Source organism: Lysobacter helvus (genome assembly GCF_018406645.1).
Taxonomy (GTDB): Bacteria; Pseudomonadota; Gammaproteobacteria; order Xanthomonadales; family Xanthomonadaceae; genus Noviluteimonas; species Noviluteimonas caseinilytica.
Genome location: NZ_AP024546.1, coordinates 2,505,654 through 2,519,689, shown reverse-complemented (window position 1 = coordinate 2,519,689; position 14,036 = coordinate 2,505,654). Strand labels below are relative to the sequence as shown.

The following is a 14,036-nucleotide window of genomic DNA, read 5'->3' as shown; positions in this document are numbered from 1 at the left end:
CGTCAGGCCTGTTCGAGCAGGAAGCGCGCCTTCGCCGCCTGCGGTTGTCCCGGGTGGCGTTGTGCGAGCAGGCGCAGGCAACGCAGGTGCGCGTCGTGCGCGCCTGCGTCGCGGTAGCGCAGCGCGACTTCGAACCAGCGCTGCGATTGTTCCGGGACGACTTCATCGGCCGGCAGGCCTTGCAAGGCGTGTTCCGCCGCATCGGGCCACTGCATCGCGAGGAAGCGTTGCGCCAATGACAGGCGCAGCGACGCCGGCAGTGCGATCGCCTGCGCATCCAGTTCGTCCAGCAACCCGACCTGCGCCGTCGCGGAGGCCACGTCGCGCGCATCGATCGACAACGCGTCCATCGCGCGTTCCAGTGCATTCGCTGCGCGCCCGCCGTTGCGCGCGACGCGATAGCGCGCGATGCGCACGTCGACGCGCTGCGGCTGCTCGGCCGCCAGCGTTTCCAGCAACGCATCGGCTTCCGCCAGCTGCATGCGGCCGATGTGGCGCTGCGCGCGCTCCCAGCGATCGTCACGCGCCGCCGCGGGATCCTCGTCGCGCAGGAAGGCCTGGCGCACCTGCCCCGTCGCAGACAACGCCCAGCCCAGCACGGCGCCGGTCACCAGGCCGCCCGCGTGCGCTTCGAACGCGACGCGCGCATCGTCCTGCGTGAGCAGGTTGAACACTTCCCACCCCAGCCACGCCGGGAACAACCACAACGCCGGCGCGCGCACGTAATCGAACCACACGCCGATCCAGAAGAAGAACCGCACGCGCTGCCGGCCCCAGATGAAACAGAACGCGCCCATCAGCGCCGCGATGGCGCCCGACGCGCCGAGGCCCGCGGTCGCTTCGCCCCAGTGCCAGGCGAGCGAGGCCGCGCTGGCCCCCAGGCCACCGAGCACGTACACGACGAGGAAGCGCCACGGCCCGATCGCGCCTTCCACCAGCAGGCCCAGCGCGACGAGGAACAGCATGTTCCCGAACAGGTGCAACGGATCGGCATGCAGGAACGTGGAAGCCAGCATGCGGCCCAGGTCGAATTCGCTGGCGCGCGCGACGTGCCGCCACGTGAAGATGTCTTCGAGCTGCGCGTCGTAGCGGGCGCGCAAGGGTTTCCACGCAGCGAAGTCCTTCGCATCGGCGAACGGCGTGCCGGTTTGCAGCGCGCGTTCGTAATCCGGATCGAAGAGCGTTTCGCGCGCGACCAGCGGGCCGCGCTTGTCGTCCGGCGCCGCGCGCAGGGCGTCGAGCGCCTTGCCGCGTCCGCCGCGCGTTTCCACCCAGCGTTCGTACGCGGGCACTTCCAGCCGGGCCAGGCCGGACTGCTCGTACTGCACGAGCGCGGCTTCCAGCTTGGCGTCGTCGCCCCACTGGAAACCGAAATACACGATCACGTTGGCCAGCAACAGCAAGGCCGTGACCACGGGGAAGGTCGCGCGCGTGAGCGGGCGATGCAGCGGCAGGATCAGCATGCGGCAAGCGTCCGCGAACGCCGTCGGCCGCGCAAGCGCACCGCCGCGCTTGATCGCGGCGCGCCGACTTGGCATAAGCACAGGCCGTCATTGGAATCCTGCGCATGGGTCGCTGGCGACCACCCGCCGAGAAAAGCACCGCGTTGATCACGCCCGACGGGCACGCACGCCTGAAGGCGGAACTCGACGAGTTGTGGCGCCGCAAGCGCCCCGAGGTGGTCAAGGCGCTGGCCGCCGCCGCGGCCGAGGGCGACCGCTCGGAGAACGCCGAGTACACGTATCGCAAGAAGCAGCTGGGCGAGATCGACCGGCGCGTGCGGTACCTGTCCAAACGCCTGGAATCCTTGCGCGTGGTGGACACCGTGCCCGCGGATCGCGAGGCCGTGTACTTCGGCGCGCAGGTCGAGATCGAACACGCCACCAGCGGGGAAACGCAGCGCTATCGCATCGTCGGCCCCGACGAGACCGACGCGAAGCTCGGATGGATCAGCGTGGACTCGCCGTTGGCGCGCGCGATGCTCAAGAAGCGCGTGGACGACGAATTCGAAGCCGTGCTGCCGGGCGGGCCGGCGCGCTACGTGATCGTCGAGGTCAGTTACGCGGCGTAGGACGTCTCGCCGAACAGGTCGTGTTCGTCGCTGCCCAGGATTTCGACGTCGACGAAATCGCCGGGCTTCAGGCCCGCGTCGCGCCCGTCCTGGATCTGCACCAGGCCATCGATTTCCGGCGCATCGAAGCGCGAACGCGCGATCGCCAGTTCACCATCCAGCGCATCGACCAGGCACTGCTGCACCGTGCCGACCTTCGCTTCCAGGCGATCGGCGGAAATCATCGCCTGCCGTTCCATGAAGCGCGCGAGGCGCTCCTGCTTCACGGCTTCCGGCACCGGATCGGGCAACGCATTCGCGGTGGCGCCGTCGACCGGCGAGTACGCGAACGCGCCGACGCGGTCGAGCTGCGCTTCGTCGAGGAAGTCGAGCAGCGTTTCGAATTCGGCTTCCGTCTCGCCGGGGAAGCCGACGATGAAGGTCGAACGGATCGCGAGTTCCGGGCACGTTGCGCGCCAGCGCTGGATGCGCTCGAGCGTCTTCTCCACCGCACCCGGCCGCTTCATCAGCTTGAGGATGCGCGGGCTGGCGTGCTGGAACGGGATGTCGAGGTACGGCAGCAGCTTGCCGTCGGCCATCAGCGGGATGATGTCGTCGACGTGCGGGTACGGGTACACGTAGTGCAGGCGCGTCCACAGGCCGAGTTCCGACAGGCCTTCGCACAGCGTCTTCATGCGCGTCTGGTACTGCTTGCCGCGCCAGGTGCGCTCGGCGTACTTCACGTCCACGCCGTAAGCCGAGGTGTCCTGCGAGATCACCAGCAATTCGCGCACGCCGCCCATCGCGAGCTTCTCGGCTTCGCGCAACACGTCGTCGACGGGGCGCGACACGAGGTCGCCGCGCATCGACGGGATGATGCAGAAGCTGCACCGGTGGTTGCAGCCTTCGGAAATCTTGAGGTACGCGTAATGCTTCGGCGTCAGCTTGATGCCGGTGTCGGGCACGAGCGACAGGAACGGGTCGTGCGCCGGCGGCAGCGCGGCGTGCACCGCGGTCATGACGCTCTGGTAATCTTGCGGGCCGCTGATCGACAGCACGTCCGGATGCGCTTCGCGGATCTGCTCGGGCTTCTTGCCCAGGCACCCGGTGACGATGACCTTGCCGTTTTCCGCCAGCGCCTCGCCGATCGCATCGAGCGATTCGGTGACCGCCGAGTCGATGAAGCCGCAGGTGTTGACCACCACGATGTCGGCATCGTCGTAGGACTGGACGATGTCGTAGCCCTCGACCTTCAGCTGCGTGAGGATGCGCTCGGAATCGACCAGCGCCTTCGGGCAGCCGAGGCTGACGAAGCCGACGCGGCCCCCGGTGGCGGCGGGTTTCGGCTTGGAAATGACGGACATGCGGGGGGCTGCTGCGGGACGAAGGCGGCGGATTATAGTCGCGCGCGCCCGGCCGCCAGCCGGCGTAGGATCAATCCCCCACTCGGCCTTCAGGTGCAGCCCGTGAATCGCTGGATCGACCTGGAAACCCCGCACGGCCCGATCCGCGGCTGGCGGGCCGAACCCACGGGCCCCTCGCGGGGCGCGGTGCTGGTGATCCAGGAGATCTTCGGGGTGAATGCGCACATCCGCAGCGTGGCCGACCGGCTGGCCGCGGCGGGCTTCGTGGCGCTGGCGCCGGCCCTGTTCGACCCGGTGGAGCACGGCGTGGAGCTCACCTACAGCGACGCCGACCTGCAGCGCGGCCGCGCCCTCACCGCCGCGCTGGGCATCCCGCGCGCGATGGACCTGCTGAACGCGGCGGCGGAAAAACTGCAGATGGAAGGCCTGCGCGTGGGCGCGGTCGGGTTCTGCTGGGGCGGCACCCTCGCCTTCCTGTGCGCCACGCGGCTGCAACTGCCGGCGGTGGGTTACTACGGCGCGCGCAGCGTGCCGTTCCTCGACGAAACGGCCGGTGCGCCGTTGCTGTTCCATTTCGGCGGCAAGGATCCTTCGATCCCGCCGGACGACATCGAAAAGCATCGCAAGCTGCAACCGCAGGCGCAGGTGTTCGTCTACGACGACGCAGGCCATGCGTTCAACCGCGACGTCGATCCGCACGCCTACGCGCCAGAAGCGGCGACGCTGGCCTGGCAACGCACGCTCGCCTTCCTCGAGGCGAACCTGCGATGACCGCGCAGCCACTCCCGTGGTCGCTGCATCCGCAGTTGTCGGAAGACACCCATCCGGTGGCGTCGTGGCCGCTGTGCGAACTGCGCCTGATGGACGACGACCACCATCCCTGGCTGATCCTGGTCCCGCGCGTGGCGGACGCCACCGAGATCACCGACCTGGATGCCGCGCAGCAGGCGACATTGATGCAGGAGATCGATCGCGCCGCACGCCTGCTGCAGGTGTTCCGCCCGCAGAAGTTGAACGTGGCCGCGCTCGGCAATCTCGTGCCGCAACTGCACGTGCACGTGATCGCGCGCTTCCACGACGACATCGCCTGGCCGAAACCCGTCTGGGGCATGACCGCGGCGCGGCCCTACTCGATGGAGGCGCTGGTGGAACGGATGCGCATGCTACGGTCGCGCCTGGAATCCGGAGACGCCTGATGCGCAAATCGTTGTTGCTCGCCGTGCTGCTCGCCTGCACGCTGCCCGCACACGCGGGCCTGTTCGACAAGAAACCCGAAGACGCCGCCGCCGAAGCGCAACGCACCGGCTTGCAGGCCGCGACCATCTGGGTCGACGCCAGCTGGGGCTTCCGCAACCAGGGCGCGGCCAATGCGCTCAGCCGCGCGCACAACGCGTTCGCGCAGCACGGCTACAAGGTCGTGAGCGTCGAGCCGTACATCGAGAACGGCGACCTGCAGGGCTTCTTCGTGACGTACCAGAAGCCCTAGGTGCGGGGCAGCGTCACGCCCTTCTGGCCCTGGTACTTGCCGCCGCGGTCCTTGTACGAGGTCTCGCAGACTTCGTCGCTCTGGAAGAACAGCATCTGCGCCACGCCTTCGTTGGCGTAGATGCGCGCCGGCAGCGGCGTGGTGTTGGAGAACTCCAGCGTGACGTGGCCTTCCCATTCGGGTTCGAGCGGCGTGACGTTGACGATGATGCCGCAGCGGGCGTACGTGCTCTTGCCCAGGCACACCACCAGCGTGTCGCGCGGGATGCGGAAGTATTCGACGGTGCGCGCCAGCGCGAACGAATTCGGCGGGATGATGCACACGTCCGATTCGATGTCGACGAAGCTGCCGGAATCGAAATGCTTCGGGTCGACGATCGTTGAATTGATGTTGGTGAAGACCTTGAACTCGCGCGAGCAGCGCACGTCGTAGCCGTAGCTGGACGTGCCGTAGCTGACGATGCGCTGGCCGTCGGCGGCCACCTTGCACTGGCCCGGTTCGAACGGTTCGATCATGGCGTGCTGTTCGGCCATGCGTCGGATCCAGCGGTCGCTCTTGATGCTCATTCGGGTCGGGGTCCGTCTTGGGGCGGAAAGGGCGGGATTCTAAAGCGTCAGAGCAGCTGGGCGCCCAGCGAGACCTGCGCGCGCGGCCGCTTTTCGAGTTCGGCCAGCAGGGCCCGCGCCGTTGCGCGGTAGGCCTCGGCCGCGGCCGAATCGGGGGCGAACGCGAAGATCGGCGTGCCCACGTCGCCCTGCTCGCGGATGCCGATGTCCAGGGGCAGCGACCCCAGCAGCGGCACGCCGTACTGCGCGGCGATGCGCTGGCCGCCGCCCTGGCCGAACAGGTGTTCGACGTGGCCGCAGTTCGAGCACACGTGCACCGCCATGTTCTCGACCAGGCCGAGCACCGGCACGTGCACCTTCTCGAACATCTTCAGCGCCTTGCGCGCGTCGAGCGTGGCCACGTCCTGCGGCGTGGTGACGATGACGGCGCCGGCGACCGGGATCTTCTGCGCCAGCGTGAGCTGGATGTCGCCCGTGCCCGGCGGCAGGTCGACGATGAGGTAATCCAGCTGCGCGTCTTCGCCCGCGCCGCCCCACAGGGTCTGCTCGAGCAACTGCGTGAGCGCGGAGGTGGCCATCGGGCCGCGCCAGATCAGCGGCGAGTCTTCTTCGATCATCAGGCCGATCGACATCGCTTCGATGCCGTGCGCGCGCATCGGCACGATCTGCTTGCCGTCGGGGCTGTCGGGGCGGCCGGTGAGGCCCAGCATCGTCGGGATGCTCGGGCCGTACACGTCGGCATCGAGCACGCCCACGCGCGCGCCTTCGGCGGCGATGGCCAGCGCCAGGTTCACCGCGGTGGTCGATTTCCCCACCCCGCCCTTGCCCGATCCGACGGCGATCAGGTTCCGGATGCGCGGCAGCGGCTTGAGGCCGGGCTGCACGGCGTGCGCGGTGGCGGGCCTGCGGGGGATGCTGCTCATGCGGCGTGCTTCGAAGGTGCGGGGGAAGCGCGGCATGGTACCGAGTCGGCGACGCTCACGCGGCCCAACGCCGACGCAACGGGCGGCCGCCCCCTTCCGTCGGGCCATGGCACTTGGGGTATAAAGGCCGCGCGTCGCCATACGGGGGCGCATCCGACACAACACATTGCATTCCCTGGGAGGGGTCCATGCGCACCAAGCTTTTCGCGTCGCTGCTCGCGCTGCCGCTGTTCGGCGCCGCGCTGATCGCGTCGGCCCAGACCTCGCCGGTCGGCCGCTGGAAGACCTATGACGAAGAAACCGGCAAGCCGCGCCTGATCGTCGAGGTGTACGAGGCCAAGGGCGGCACGATCGCCGCGAAGGTCGTCGACACGCTGTTCGCCCCGGACGCCAAGTGCGATGCCTGCACGGGCGCTGCCAAGGGCAAGCCGATGAAGGGCATGGTCATCGTCTGGAACCTCAAGCCCGACGGCGCCAGCGCCTGGGACAGCGGCACGGTCCTCAAGCTCTCCAACGGCAAGACCTACAAGTCGAAGGCCGAACTGGTCGACGGCGGCAAGAAGCTCAACGTCTACGGCTGCGTGAGCTTCATCTGCAAGCACCAGGAGTGGACGCGCGAGTAACCGCGCGTCGTTCCGATCGAATGGCGACGGCCCCGGAAGGGGCCGTTTGCTTTTGGGGATGCAAAAGGCGGGAACGGGGAACGGGGAAGGAATTGACGTTCCCTGTTCCCTGTTCCCTGTTCCCTGTTCCCTGTTCCCTGTTCCCGCTCTCGGCACTCGACGCCGGGCCTCGCTCACCCCCCATGCAATAATCCCCGGCCCCCAGTTTCGCCACGCCCATGACCCGCCACGTCGCCGTCAGCTGCGCCCTGCCCTACGCCAACGGACCCCTGCACCTCGGCCACCTGGTCGGGTACATCCAGGGCGACATCTGGGTGCGTGCGCGGCGCATGTCGGGCCACAAGGTGCGCTTCGTGTGCGCCGACGACACGCACGGCACGCCGATCATGCTCGCCGCGGAGAAGGCCGGCGTCACGCCGGAAACCTTCATCGCCGGCATCCAGGCGCAGCACGAACGCGACTTCGCCGAATTCCACGTCGCCTTCGACCACTACGATTCCACCAATTCGCCGCACAACCGCGCGCTGACCGAAGCGATCTTCGCGCGCCTGGATGCGACGGGACACATCGCGCACCGCAACGTGGCGCAGTTCTACGATCCGGCCAAGGGCATGTTCCTGCCCGACCGCTACATCAAGGGCACCTGCCCGAACTGCGGCACGCCGGACCAGTACGGCGACAACTGCGAAAACTGCGGTGCGACGTACGCGCCGACGGACCTGAAGGAACCGCGCTCCGTCCTCAGCGGTGCCACGCCCGAACTGCGCGACTCCGAGCACTTCTTCTTCGAAGTCGGCACGTTCAGCGATTTCCTGCGCACGTGGCTCGACGGCGACGTAGCGATCCCGGGCGTGAAAGCCAAGCTGCTCGAATGGCTCGACGCCGAAGGCGGTTTGCGCGCGTGGGACATCTCGCGCGATGCGCCGTATTTCGGGTTCCAGATCCCGGGGCATCCCGGCAAGTATTTCTACGTGTGGCTGGATGCGCCGATCGGCTATCTGTCCGCGTTGCAGGTGCTGTGCGAGCGCGAAGGCGCGAACTGGATGGAATACCTGGCGCACGACAGCGACGCGGAGCTGCACCACTTCATCGGCAAGGACATCGTGAACTTCCACGGCCTGTTCTGGCCGGCGGTGCTGCACGGCGCGGGCTTCCGCGCGCCGACGAAGCTGCACGTCAACGGCTACCTCACCGTCGACGGCGCGAAGATGTCCAAGTCGCGCGGCACGTTCGTCATGGCGCGCACGTACCTCGACAGCGGCCTGGATGCGGAAGCGCTGCGTTACTACTTCGCGGCCAAGTCCGGCGGTGGCGTCGATGACCTCGACCTCAACCTGCAGGACTTCGTCGCGCGCGTGAACGCCGACCTCGTCGGCAAGTTCGTCAACCTGGCCAGCCGCTGCGCGGGCTTCATCGACAAGCGCTTCGGCGGGCAGCTCGCCGATGCATTGCCGGAGCCGGCGATGTACCAGCGCTTCGTCGACGCGATCCCATCCATCGTCGCGGCGTACGACGCCAACCAGCCGGCCGCCGTGCTGCGCCACGCGATGGCGCTGGCCGACGAAGCCAATCGCTACATCGACGAAACCAAGCCGTGGGTGCTCGCGAAGCAGGACGGCAGCGATGCGCAACTGCAGGCCGTGTGCACGCAGGGCATCAACCTGTTCCGCGTGCTGTGCGCGATGCTCAAGCCCGTGTTGCCGAAGCTGGCCGGCCATGCCGAAGCCTTCCTCGCCGCGCCGGTCGCCCGATGGGACGACCTCGCGCAGCCGCTCCTCGGCCGCCGCATCAACGCGTACGCCCCCCTCTTCACCCGCATCGACCCGAAGCAGATCGACCAGATGACCGACGCCAGCAAGGACACCATGGGCGGCACCGCGCCCGTCGCCGCCACGCCCGCCGCGAAGCCCGCGCCGAAGGTGGAGGCCGCCGCACCCGCGGCCGCCGCCGCCGCGCACATCGGCATCGACGATTTCGCGAAGCTCGACCTGCGCGTGGCGAAGGTGCTCGCGTGCGAGTTCGTCGAAGGCTCCGACAAGCTGCTGCGCTTCGAACTCGATGCCGGCGACCTCGGCAAGCGCCAGATCTTCTCCGGCATCCGCGCGTCCTACGGCGATCCCGCGGCGCTCGTGGGCCGCAACGTCGTGTTCATTGCCAACCTGGCGCCGCGCAAGATGCGCTTCGGCGTGAGCGAAGGGATGATCCTGTCCGCCGGCGTCGATGGCGGCGGCCTGCACCTGCTCGACGCCCCCGATGCACCGGCCGGTTCGCCGGTGAAGTGAGCCTGTCGATGGCCATCGCCATCGATCTCGTCGAACGCCTCGATCGCCTGTTGCCGCAGACCCAATGCGGCCAGTGCGGGTTCGCGGGTTGTCGTCCGTATGCCGACGCGATGGCGCGTGGCGAAGCGGACGTCGATCGTTGCCCGCCCGGCGGCGATGCCGGCGCGCGTGCATTGGCGCACGCGCTGCACGTGCCCGCGAAACCCTACGACCGCGAACGCGGCACGCACAAGCCGCCGATCGTCGCGCTGGTGGTCGAAGCCGACTGCATCGGCTGCACGAAGTGCATCCAGGCCTGCCCAGTCGACGCGATCGTCGGGGGGAGCAAGCGCATGCACACCGTCATCGACGCGCTGTGCACCGGGTGTGAGCTGTGCGTGCCCGCGTGTCCTGTGGACTGCATCGTGATGGTTTCGCTTGGCATTCCTGCAGAAGCCCGCCTGGAGTGAAGACCTCGTCGCCCGAACCCGCGGCGGGGTAAGAATTTCTCGCCGACGTGGCGGCGAAAATTCTCACCCCACCACGGGCTGGGGCATCACCTTGCGTGCCTTTTCGATCAAGAGGCCGACCTTTTCCTGGGTTCGCTGGCGTGCGTAGTAACGCACGCGCAACCCAATCACTTCTTTCGCGACAATCAAAAGCGCGGTGCCACCGCTTTCCTTCCTAATGTGTGGAAGGCACAGACTTGGACAGGCGCCCCGCCTGCCAGAGAGCAGTGAGGCATTTCAGATGCGAGGGCTCGAGGTGGGCGGCGCGCCGTCCATCCGGAGCAGATGTGTTCGCCAGCAACTGTCCGCTGCGGTGCATGGGTCTACGCAGGCGTGTTGGCGCGAACAAGACGGCGACGAGATCCGACGCGGCACGTCGTACGGTCTTTTCTGCCGCGTTGCTCTTGCGGCAGAAAAGACTGTGCGATGGGGCGTGGCGGAGCGCCCCTCTGGGTGTCCCCGCCTTCGCGGGGACGACGCAAGTAAACAGTCAGTGCTTGCAGGCGCTGCAGATCCGCTCGACCTTGAACCCCTTCGCGCGCAGCTTCTCGACGACGCCATCGTTGCCGAGCAGGTGCAGCGCACCCACCACGACCAACGTATCGTCCGTGCCCGGCGCGCGCAGCAAGCCTTCGAGCTTCGGCACCCACGCATCGTTGCGCTCGACGTTGATACGGCGGTAGAGCGCCGGGAACTTCGCGCGCGTCTCCTTGCCCATGCCGTTCCACAACGCATCGGCATTGCCGGCGCGCCACTCGCGGTGCAGCGATTCCATCTCCTGCTTGCCGTCGGACGATTCGGTCAGCGCCTCGTCGAGCAACTGCAGCTGCTCCTCGCGCGACATGCCCGAGAACAACGCCAGCTGCTGCGCGCCCGTTTCCAGGCCGCTGGACGGCTTGCCCGCGGCCTTCGCCGCCGCGGAGAGGTGCATGTCGAGGCCGAGCTCCGATTCCATGCCCATCCCCTTCGCATCGACCAGCGACACCAGGATGCCCACCATCCACGGCTTCATCTTCTGCAGCAGTTCCGCGCCCGCGGCGCCGCCGAACATTGCGCGGATGTCGGTATCGTGCGCGGCCACCCACTTGTCGTAGTTCTTCTGCATCGCCGGGGTGAGATCGTCGGACAACGTCGTGCCGTCGGTGCGCACCGCGGCGACGAACATGCTCTGGCCCAGCTCCACCGAACCCATCTCTTCGGGCGGCAATTCGAACATCACCGATTCGGCATCCGTCAGCGCCGCATCGATGTCCTTCGACAAGGGATAGTCATCCTTGCGCAGCAGGTGGAAGGAACCGAGCAGGTACACGCTGTTGTTGGCGTCGGACACCTTCCACAGCAGCGGCACGGGCGAGGACTGCGGTGCCGGCGCCTTCGCGGGCGACGCCGCGAGCACGGGCAACGCAGCGGCGAGGAGGAGCGACAACCAGGCGGAACGGGGCATGGACGATCCTTGGTGGAATGCGGTGGTCAGTGTTTGGCGTAGGCGCGCTCGCCCGCCGCGATCGCGAGATCGAGGCGGTTGGCGGCCGGCGGCATCGGGCACGTCGCGTACGCGGTGAACGCGCACGGCGGGTTGTAGGCGCGGTTGAAGTCGAGCGTCACGTTGCCCTTCGCATCCGGGCGCGCGATGTCCATGTAGCGGCCGGCGGGATAGCTGCCGTGGCCGCTGGTGCGGTCGGCAAACACGAGGAACAACGTCGGTTCGCCTTCGTCGATCGCTTCCAGCCGGTAGGTCTTGCCGTCGCGCTGGAATTCGACCAGGCCCGGGTTCGGCACCTGTTCGACCTGGTTGATGATGTTGACGATCTGCACCGTGCGCCCGGCTTCGTGCGGCACGAACTTGCCCGGCACCACCCACGACGCGCCGCCCGGCCACCATTGCAGCCCGGCGAACTGCGTGCGCGCTTCGGCATCGGCGTGCTTGACGCGCAACGCGGTGCGATCACCACGCACGATCACCGTCGCCACGCCCTTGCCGTCGTCGAAGCCGAGCTTGCTCGCGCCGCCTTCATCCTGGTCGGTGCGCATCACGATCGCGCCCTGCAGCGGTTGGCCATCGAGCGTCAGCGCCAGGCCCTTGGCCGGCACGAAGCGCACGAGGCCCTTGGGCGAGACATCGAACATGCCCAGGTTCGCCGGGCCCTTCGCCAGGTGGATGCCGTTGTTCGGCGCTCTGCCGGCGTAGTGCGAACCGCGTTCGAGCCAGTGCAGGCCGACCAGCGTGGTCCAGCCTTCCGGCGCGAGCAGGCCGTCGATGCGTTCCTTGCGATACGGCGCTTCGTGCGCCGCGAACGCCTTCGCTTCCGCGGCGGCCTTCGCGCGCGCGGCGGCGCCGTCGTCGCCCTTGTTGCAGCCGGCGAGCGCGAACGCCACGCCGAGTGCGATTGCAATCCCCTTCCCCATTTCAACGTCCTCGCAGGAACCAGCGGTCGATGTCGGTGAGCGAAACGCGCGTCCACGTCGGGCGGCCATGGTTGCACTGGCCGGACCGTTCGGTCGCTTCCATCTCGCGCAGCAACGCGTTCATTTCCGGGATGCCGAGGCGGCGGTTGGCGCGCACCGCGCCGTGGCACGCCATCGTCGACAGCAGTTCGTCGCGCGCGTTGGCGATGCGGCGGGATTCGCCGTGTTCGCGCAGGTCGGCGAGCACGTCGCGCAGCAACGCTTCGACATCGCCATCGGCGAGCAGCGCGGGCACGCTGCGCAAGGCGACCGATTGCGGGCCGGCGCGCGTGGCTTCGAAGCCGAGTTGCGCGAGCGTGGCGGCTTCGCGTTCGGCGACGTCGGCTTCGCGCTCCGACACGGCCACCGTCATCGGCACGAGCAGCGGTTGCGTGCGCAGGCCGGCGCCGTCGTGCGCGTGCTTGAGTTTCTCGTAGCCGATGCGTTCGTGCGCAGCGTGCATGTCCACGACGATCAGGCCCTCGGCGTTCTCGGCGAGGATGTAGATGCCGTGCAACTGCGCGATCGCAAAGCCGAGCGGCGGCGCGGCATCGTCGCGCGCTTCGGGCATCGGCATCGGGCGTTCGGCGAGTGCGACGTCGGTGTCCGCGTCGACCGGGGCGTACAGGTGCGCGTAGCCGGCGCGGGTTTCTTCGACGCGCAACGACAGGCCCGATTGGTTGTTGCCCTGCCAGGTCGAGGGGCCCACCCACGTGCGCGCACCGATGTCCGCGACCGGCGCCACGTCCGCGGCCATGCCCGCGCGCGTTTCCGCGAGCGCCTGCTGCAGCGTGCGATAGGTGAAGTCGTGCACGAGGCGCGATTCGCGGAAGCGCACTTCGTGTTTCGCCGGATGCACGTTGACGTCCACCGTGCGCGGATCCACTTCGAGGAACAGGACGTACGCCGGCTGCCGGCCATGGAACAGCACGTCGCTGTAGGCCTGCTTCACCGCGTGCGCGACGCTGCGATCGCGCACGCTGCGGCCGTTGACGTACAGGTATTGCTGGTCGGCGCTGGCGCGGTTGTACACGGGCTGCGCGATCCAGCCGTGCAGGCGCAGGCCGGCGGCTTCGTGGTCCACGCGCAGGGCGTGCTTGGCGAATTCTTCGCCAAGGGTTTCGAACAGGCGATCGGTGGAGGCCAGCATGTTGTCGCCGCGATACCGGCGCGCGGGGCGGCCGTTGTGCGAGACGCGCAGTTCGACGTCGAGCCGCGCGAGCGCGAGCGAGCGCAGCCATTCTTCGATGTGGCCCATCTCCGTGCGTTCGGCGCGCATGAACTTGCGGCGCGCGGGCACGTTGTAGAACAGGTCGCGCACTTCCACCGTGGTGCCGGTCGGATGCGCCTTCGGCGTGACGCTGCCGACGCGGCCGCCGTCGACTTGCAACGCGGCGCCGTGGTCGCTGTCGGTGTGGCGCGAGGCGAGCATGAAGCGGCTGACGGACGCGATCGATGGCAATGCTTCGCCGCGGAAGCCGAGCGTCGCGACGGCTTCGAGATCATCGAGCGACGCGATCTTGCTGGTGGCGTGCCGCGAGATCGCGAGCGGAAGTTCGTCGGCGGGAATGCCGCCGCCGTCGTCGCGCACGCGGATCAGGCGGATGCCGCCTTCTTCCAGGTCGATCTCCACGCGATGCGCACCGGCATCCAGCGCGTTCTCGACGAGCTCTTTCACCACCGATGCGGGCCGTTCGACGACCTCGCCCGCGGCGATCTGGTTGATGAGCGTGTCGGGGAGCTGGCGGATCGGCACGGCGGGCGCTGCGGCAGGAAGCAGTGCCGATGATAGCCCGGCCTTGGCGGCCG

The 14,036-nt window shown here is 68.2% G+C and carries 14 protein-coding genes; 7 read left to right on the top strand and 7 right to left on the bottom strand.

Features of this window, described 5'->3' with window-relative positions; genetic code table 11:
• Nucleotides 1–2: 2 nt before the first annotated feature.
• Nucleotides 3–1,463: a rhomboid family intramembrane serine protease gene (locus LYSHEL_RS12230; protein ID WP_213434308.1), complete on the bottom strand. Its 1,461-nt coding sequence runs from the start codon at nucleotides 1,461–1,463 to the stop codon at nucleotides 3–5.
• A gap of 104 nt (nucleotides 1,464–1,567) precedes the next feature.
• Between LYSHEL_RS12230 and greB the strand changes: the two genes are divergently transcribed.
• On the top strand, nucleotides 1,568–2,071 hold the full coding sequence (gene greB / locus LYSHEL_RS12225) for a transcription elongation factor GreB (protein ID WP_213434307.1): 504 nt from the start codon (nucleotides 1,568–1,570) through the stop codon (nucleotides 2,069–2,071).
• Here the strand turns inward: greB and rimO are convergent.
• Nucleotides 2,059–3,414 (bottom strand): 30S ribosomal protein S12 methylthiotransferase RimO, encoded by a 1,356-nt coding sequence (rimO, locus tag LYSHEL_RS12220; protein ID WP_213434306.1) that lies wholly within the window; start codon nucleotides 3,412–3,414, stop codon nucleotides 2,059–2,061. The two genes, greB and rimO, sit on opposite strands and share 13 nt — an antisense overlap.
• 102 nt (nucleotides 3,415–3,516) lie before the next feature.
• Between rimO and LYSHEL_RS12215 the strand changes: the two genes are divergently transcribed.
• The 3 genes from LYSHEL_RS12215 to LYSHEL_RS12205 are packed head-to-tail and all read left to right on the top strand — an operon-like array spanning nucleotide 3,517 to nucleotide 4,900.
• A complete protein-coding gene (locus LYSHEL_RS12215; RefSeq protein ID WP_213434305.1) occupies nucleotides 3,517–4,185 on the top strand; it encodes a dienelactone hydrolase family protein in 669 nt (222 codons plus the stop codon).
• A complete protein-coding gene (locus LYSHEL_RS12210) occupies nucleotides 4,182–4,610 on the top strand; it encodes an HIT domain-containing protein (RefSeq protein WP_213434304.1) in 429 nt (142 codons plus the stop codon). Before LYSHEL_RS12215 ends, LYSHEL_RS12210 begins: the two co-directional genes overlap by 4 nt.
• On the top strand, nucleotides 4,610–4,900 hold the full coding sequence (locus tag LYSHEL_RS12205; protein ID WP_213434303.1) for a hypothetical protein: 291 nt from the start codon (nucleotides 4,610–4,612) through the stop codon (nucleotides 4,898–4,900). Before LYSHEL_RS12210 ends, LYSHEL_RS12205 begins: the two co-directional genes overlap by 1 nt.
• On the opposite strand, the gene dcd is transcribed toward LYSHEL_RS12205, so the two are convergent.
• Together dcd and apbC are read right to left on the bottom strand one after the other, a co-directional pair.
• Nucleotides 4,897–5,466 carry a dCTP deaminase gene (gene dcd, locus LYSHEL_RS12200; protein WP_213434302.1) on the bottom strand — a complete coding sequence of 190 codons (570 nt, stop codon included), beginning with the start codon at nucleotides 5,464–5,466 and terminating at the stop codon, nucleotides 4,897–4,899. The two genes, LYSHEL_RS12205 and dcd, sit on opposite strands and share 4 nt — an antisense overlap.
• A gap of 47 nt (nucleotides 5,467–5,513) precedes the next feature.
• A complete protein-coding gene (gene apbC / locus LYSHEL_RS12195) occupies nucleotides 5,514–6,389 on the bottom strand; it encodes an iron-sulfur cluster carrier protein ApbC (RefSeq protein ID WP_213434301.1) in 876 nt (291 codons plus the stop codon).
• A gap of 188 nt (nucleotides 6,390–6,577) precedes the next feature.
• Between apbC and LYSHEL_RS12190 the strand changes: the two genes are divergently transcribed.
• The 3 genes from LYSHEL_RS12190 to rnfB all read left to right on the top strand — a co-directional run bounded on the left by LYSHEL_RS12190 (nucleotide 6,578) and on the right by rnfB (nucleotide 9,743).
• Nucleotides 6,578–7,012 carry a DUF2147 domain-containing protein gene (locus LYSHEL_RS12190; RefSeq protein WP_213434300.1) on the top strand — a complete coding sequence of 145 codons (435 nt, stop codon included), beginning with the start codon at nucleotides 6,578–6,580 and terminating at the stop codon, nucleotides 7,010–7,012.
• Between the two features lie 218 nt (nucleotides 7,013–7,230).
• Nucleotides 7,231–9,294, top strand: a complete 2,064-nt coding sequence (metG, locus tag LYSHEL_RS12185; RefSeq protein ID WP_213434299.1) for a methionine--tRNA ligase — start codon at nucleotides 7,231–7,233, stop codon at nucleotides 9,292–9,294.
• Nucleotides 9,295–9,302: 8 nt separating this feature from the next.
• Complete coding sequence (rnfB, locus tag LYSHEL_RS12180) at nucleotides 9,303–9,743, top strand: Rnf electron transport complex subunit RnfB (RefSeq protein ID WP_213434298.1); 441 nt, start codon at nucleotides 9,303–9,305, stop codon at nucleotides 9,741–9,743.
• A gap of 529 nt (nucleotides 9,744–10,272) precedes the next feature.
• Here the strand turns inward: rnfB and LYSHEL_RS12175 are convergent.
• Genes LYSHEL_RS12175 through mutL form a run of 3 tightly spaced genes read right to left on the bottom strand, consistent with a single transcriptional unit; the run spans nucleotide 10,273 to nucleotide 13,983 of the window.
• On the bottom strand, nucleotides 10,273–11,226 hold the full coding sequence (locus tag LYSHEL_RS12175) for a TraB/GumN family protein (RefSeq protein ID WP_213434297.1): 954 nt from the start codon (nucleotides 11,224–11,226) through the stop codon (nucleotides 10,273–10,275).
• Nucleotides 11,227–11,252: 26 nt separating this feature from the next.
• Nucleotides 11,253–12,188, bottom strand: coding sequence for a DUF1684 domain-containing protein (locus LYSHEL_RS12170; protein WP_213434296.1), 936 nt, complete (start codon nucleotides 12,186–12,188; stop codon nucleotides 11,253–11,255).
• 1 nt (nucleotide 12,189) lies between these two features.
• The gene (gene mutL / locus LYSHEL_RS12165) at nucleotides 12,190–13,983 is read right to left on the bottom strand and encodes a DNA mismatch repair endonuclease MutL (RefSeq protein ID WP_213434295.1); all 1,794 of its coding nucleotides are present in this window, start codon (nucleotides 13,981–13,983) and stop codon (nucleotides 12,190–12,192) included.
• Nucleotides 13,984–14,036: the final 53 nt, after the last annotated feature.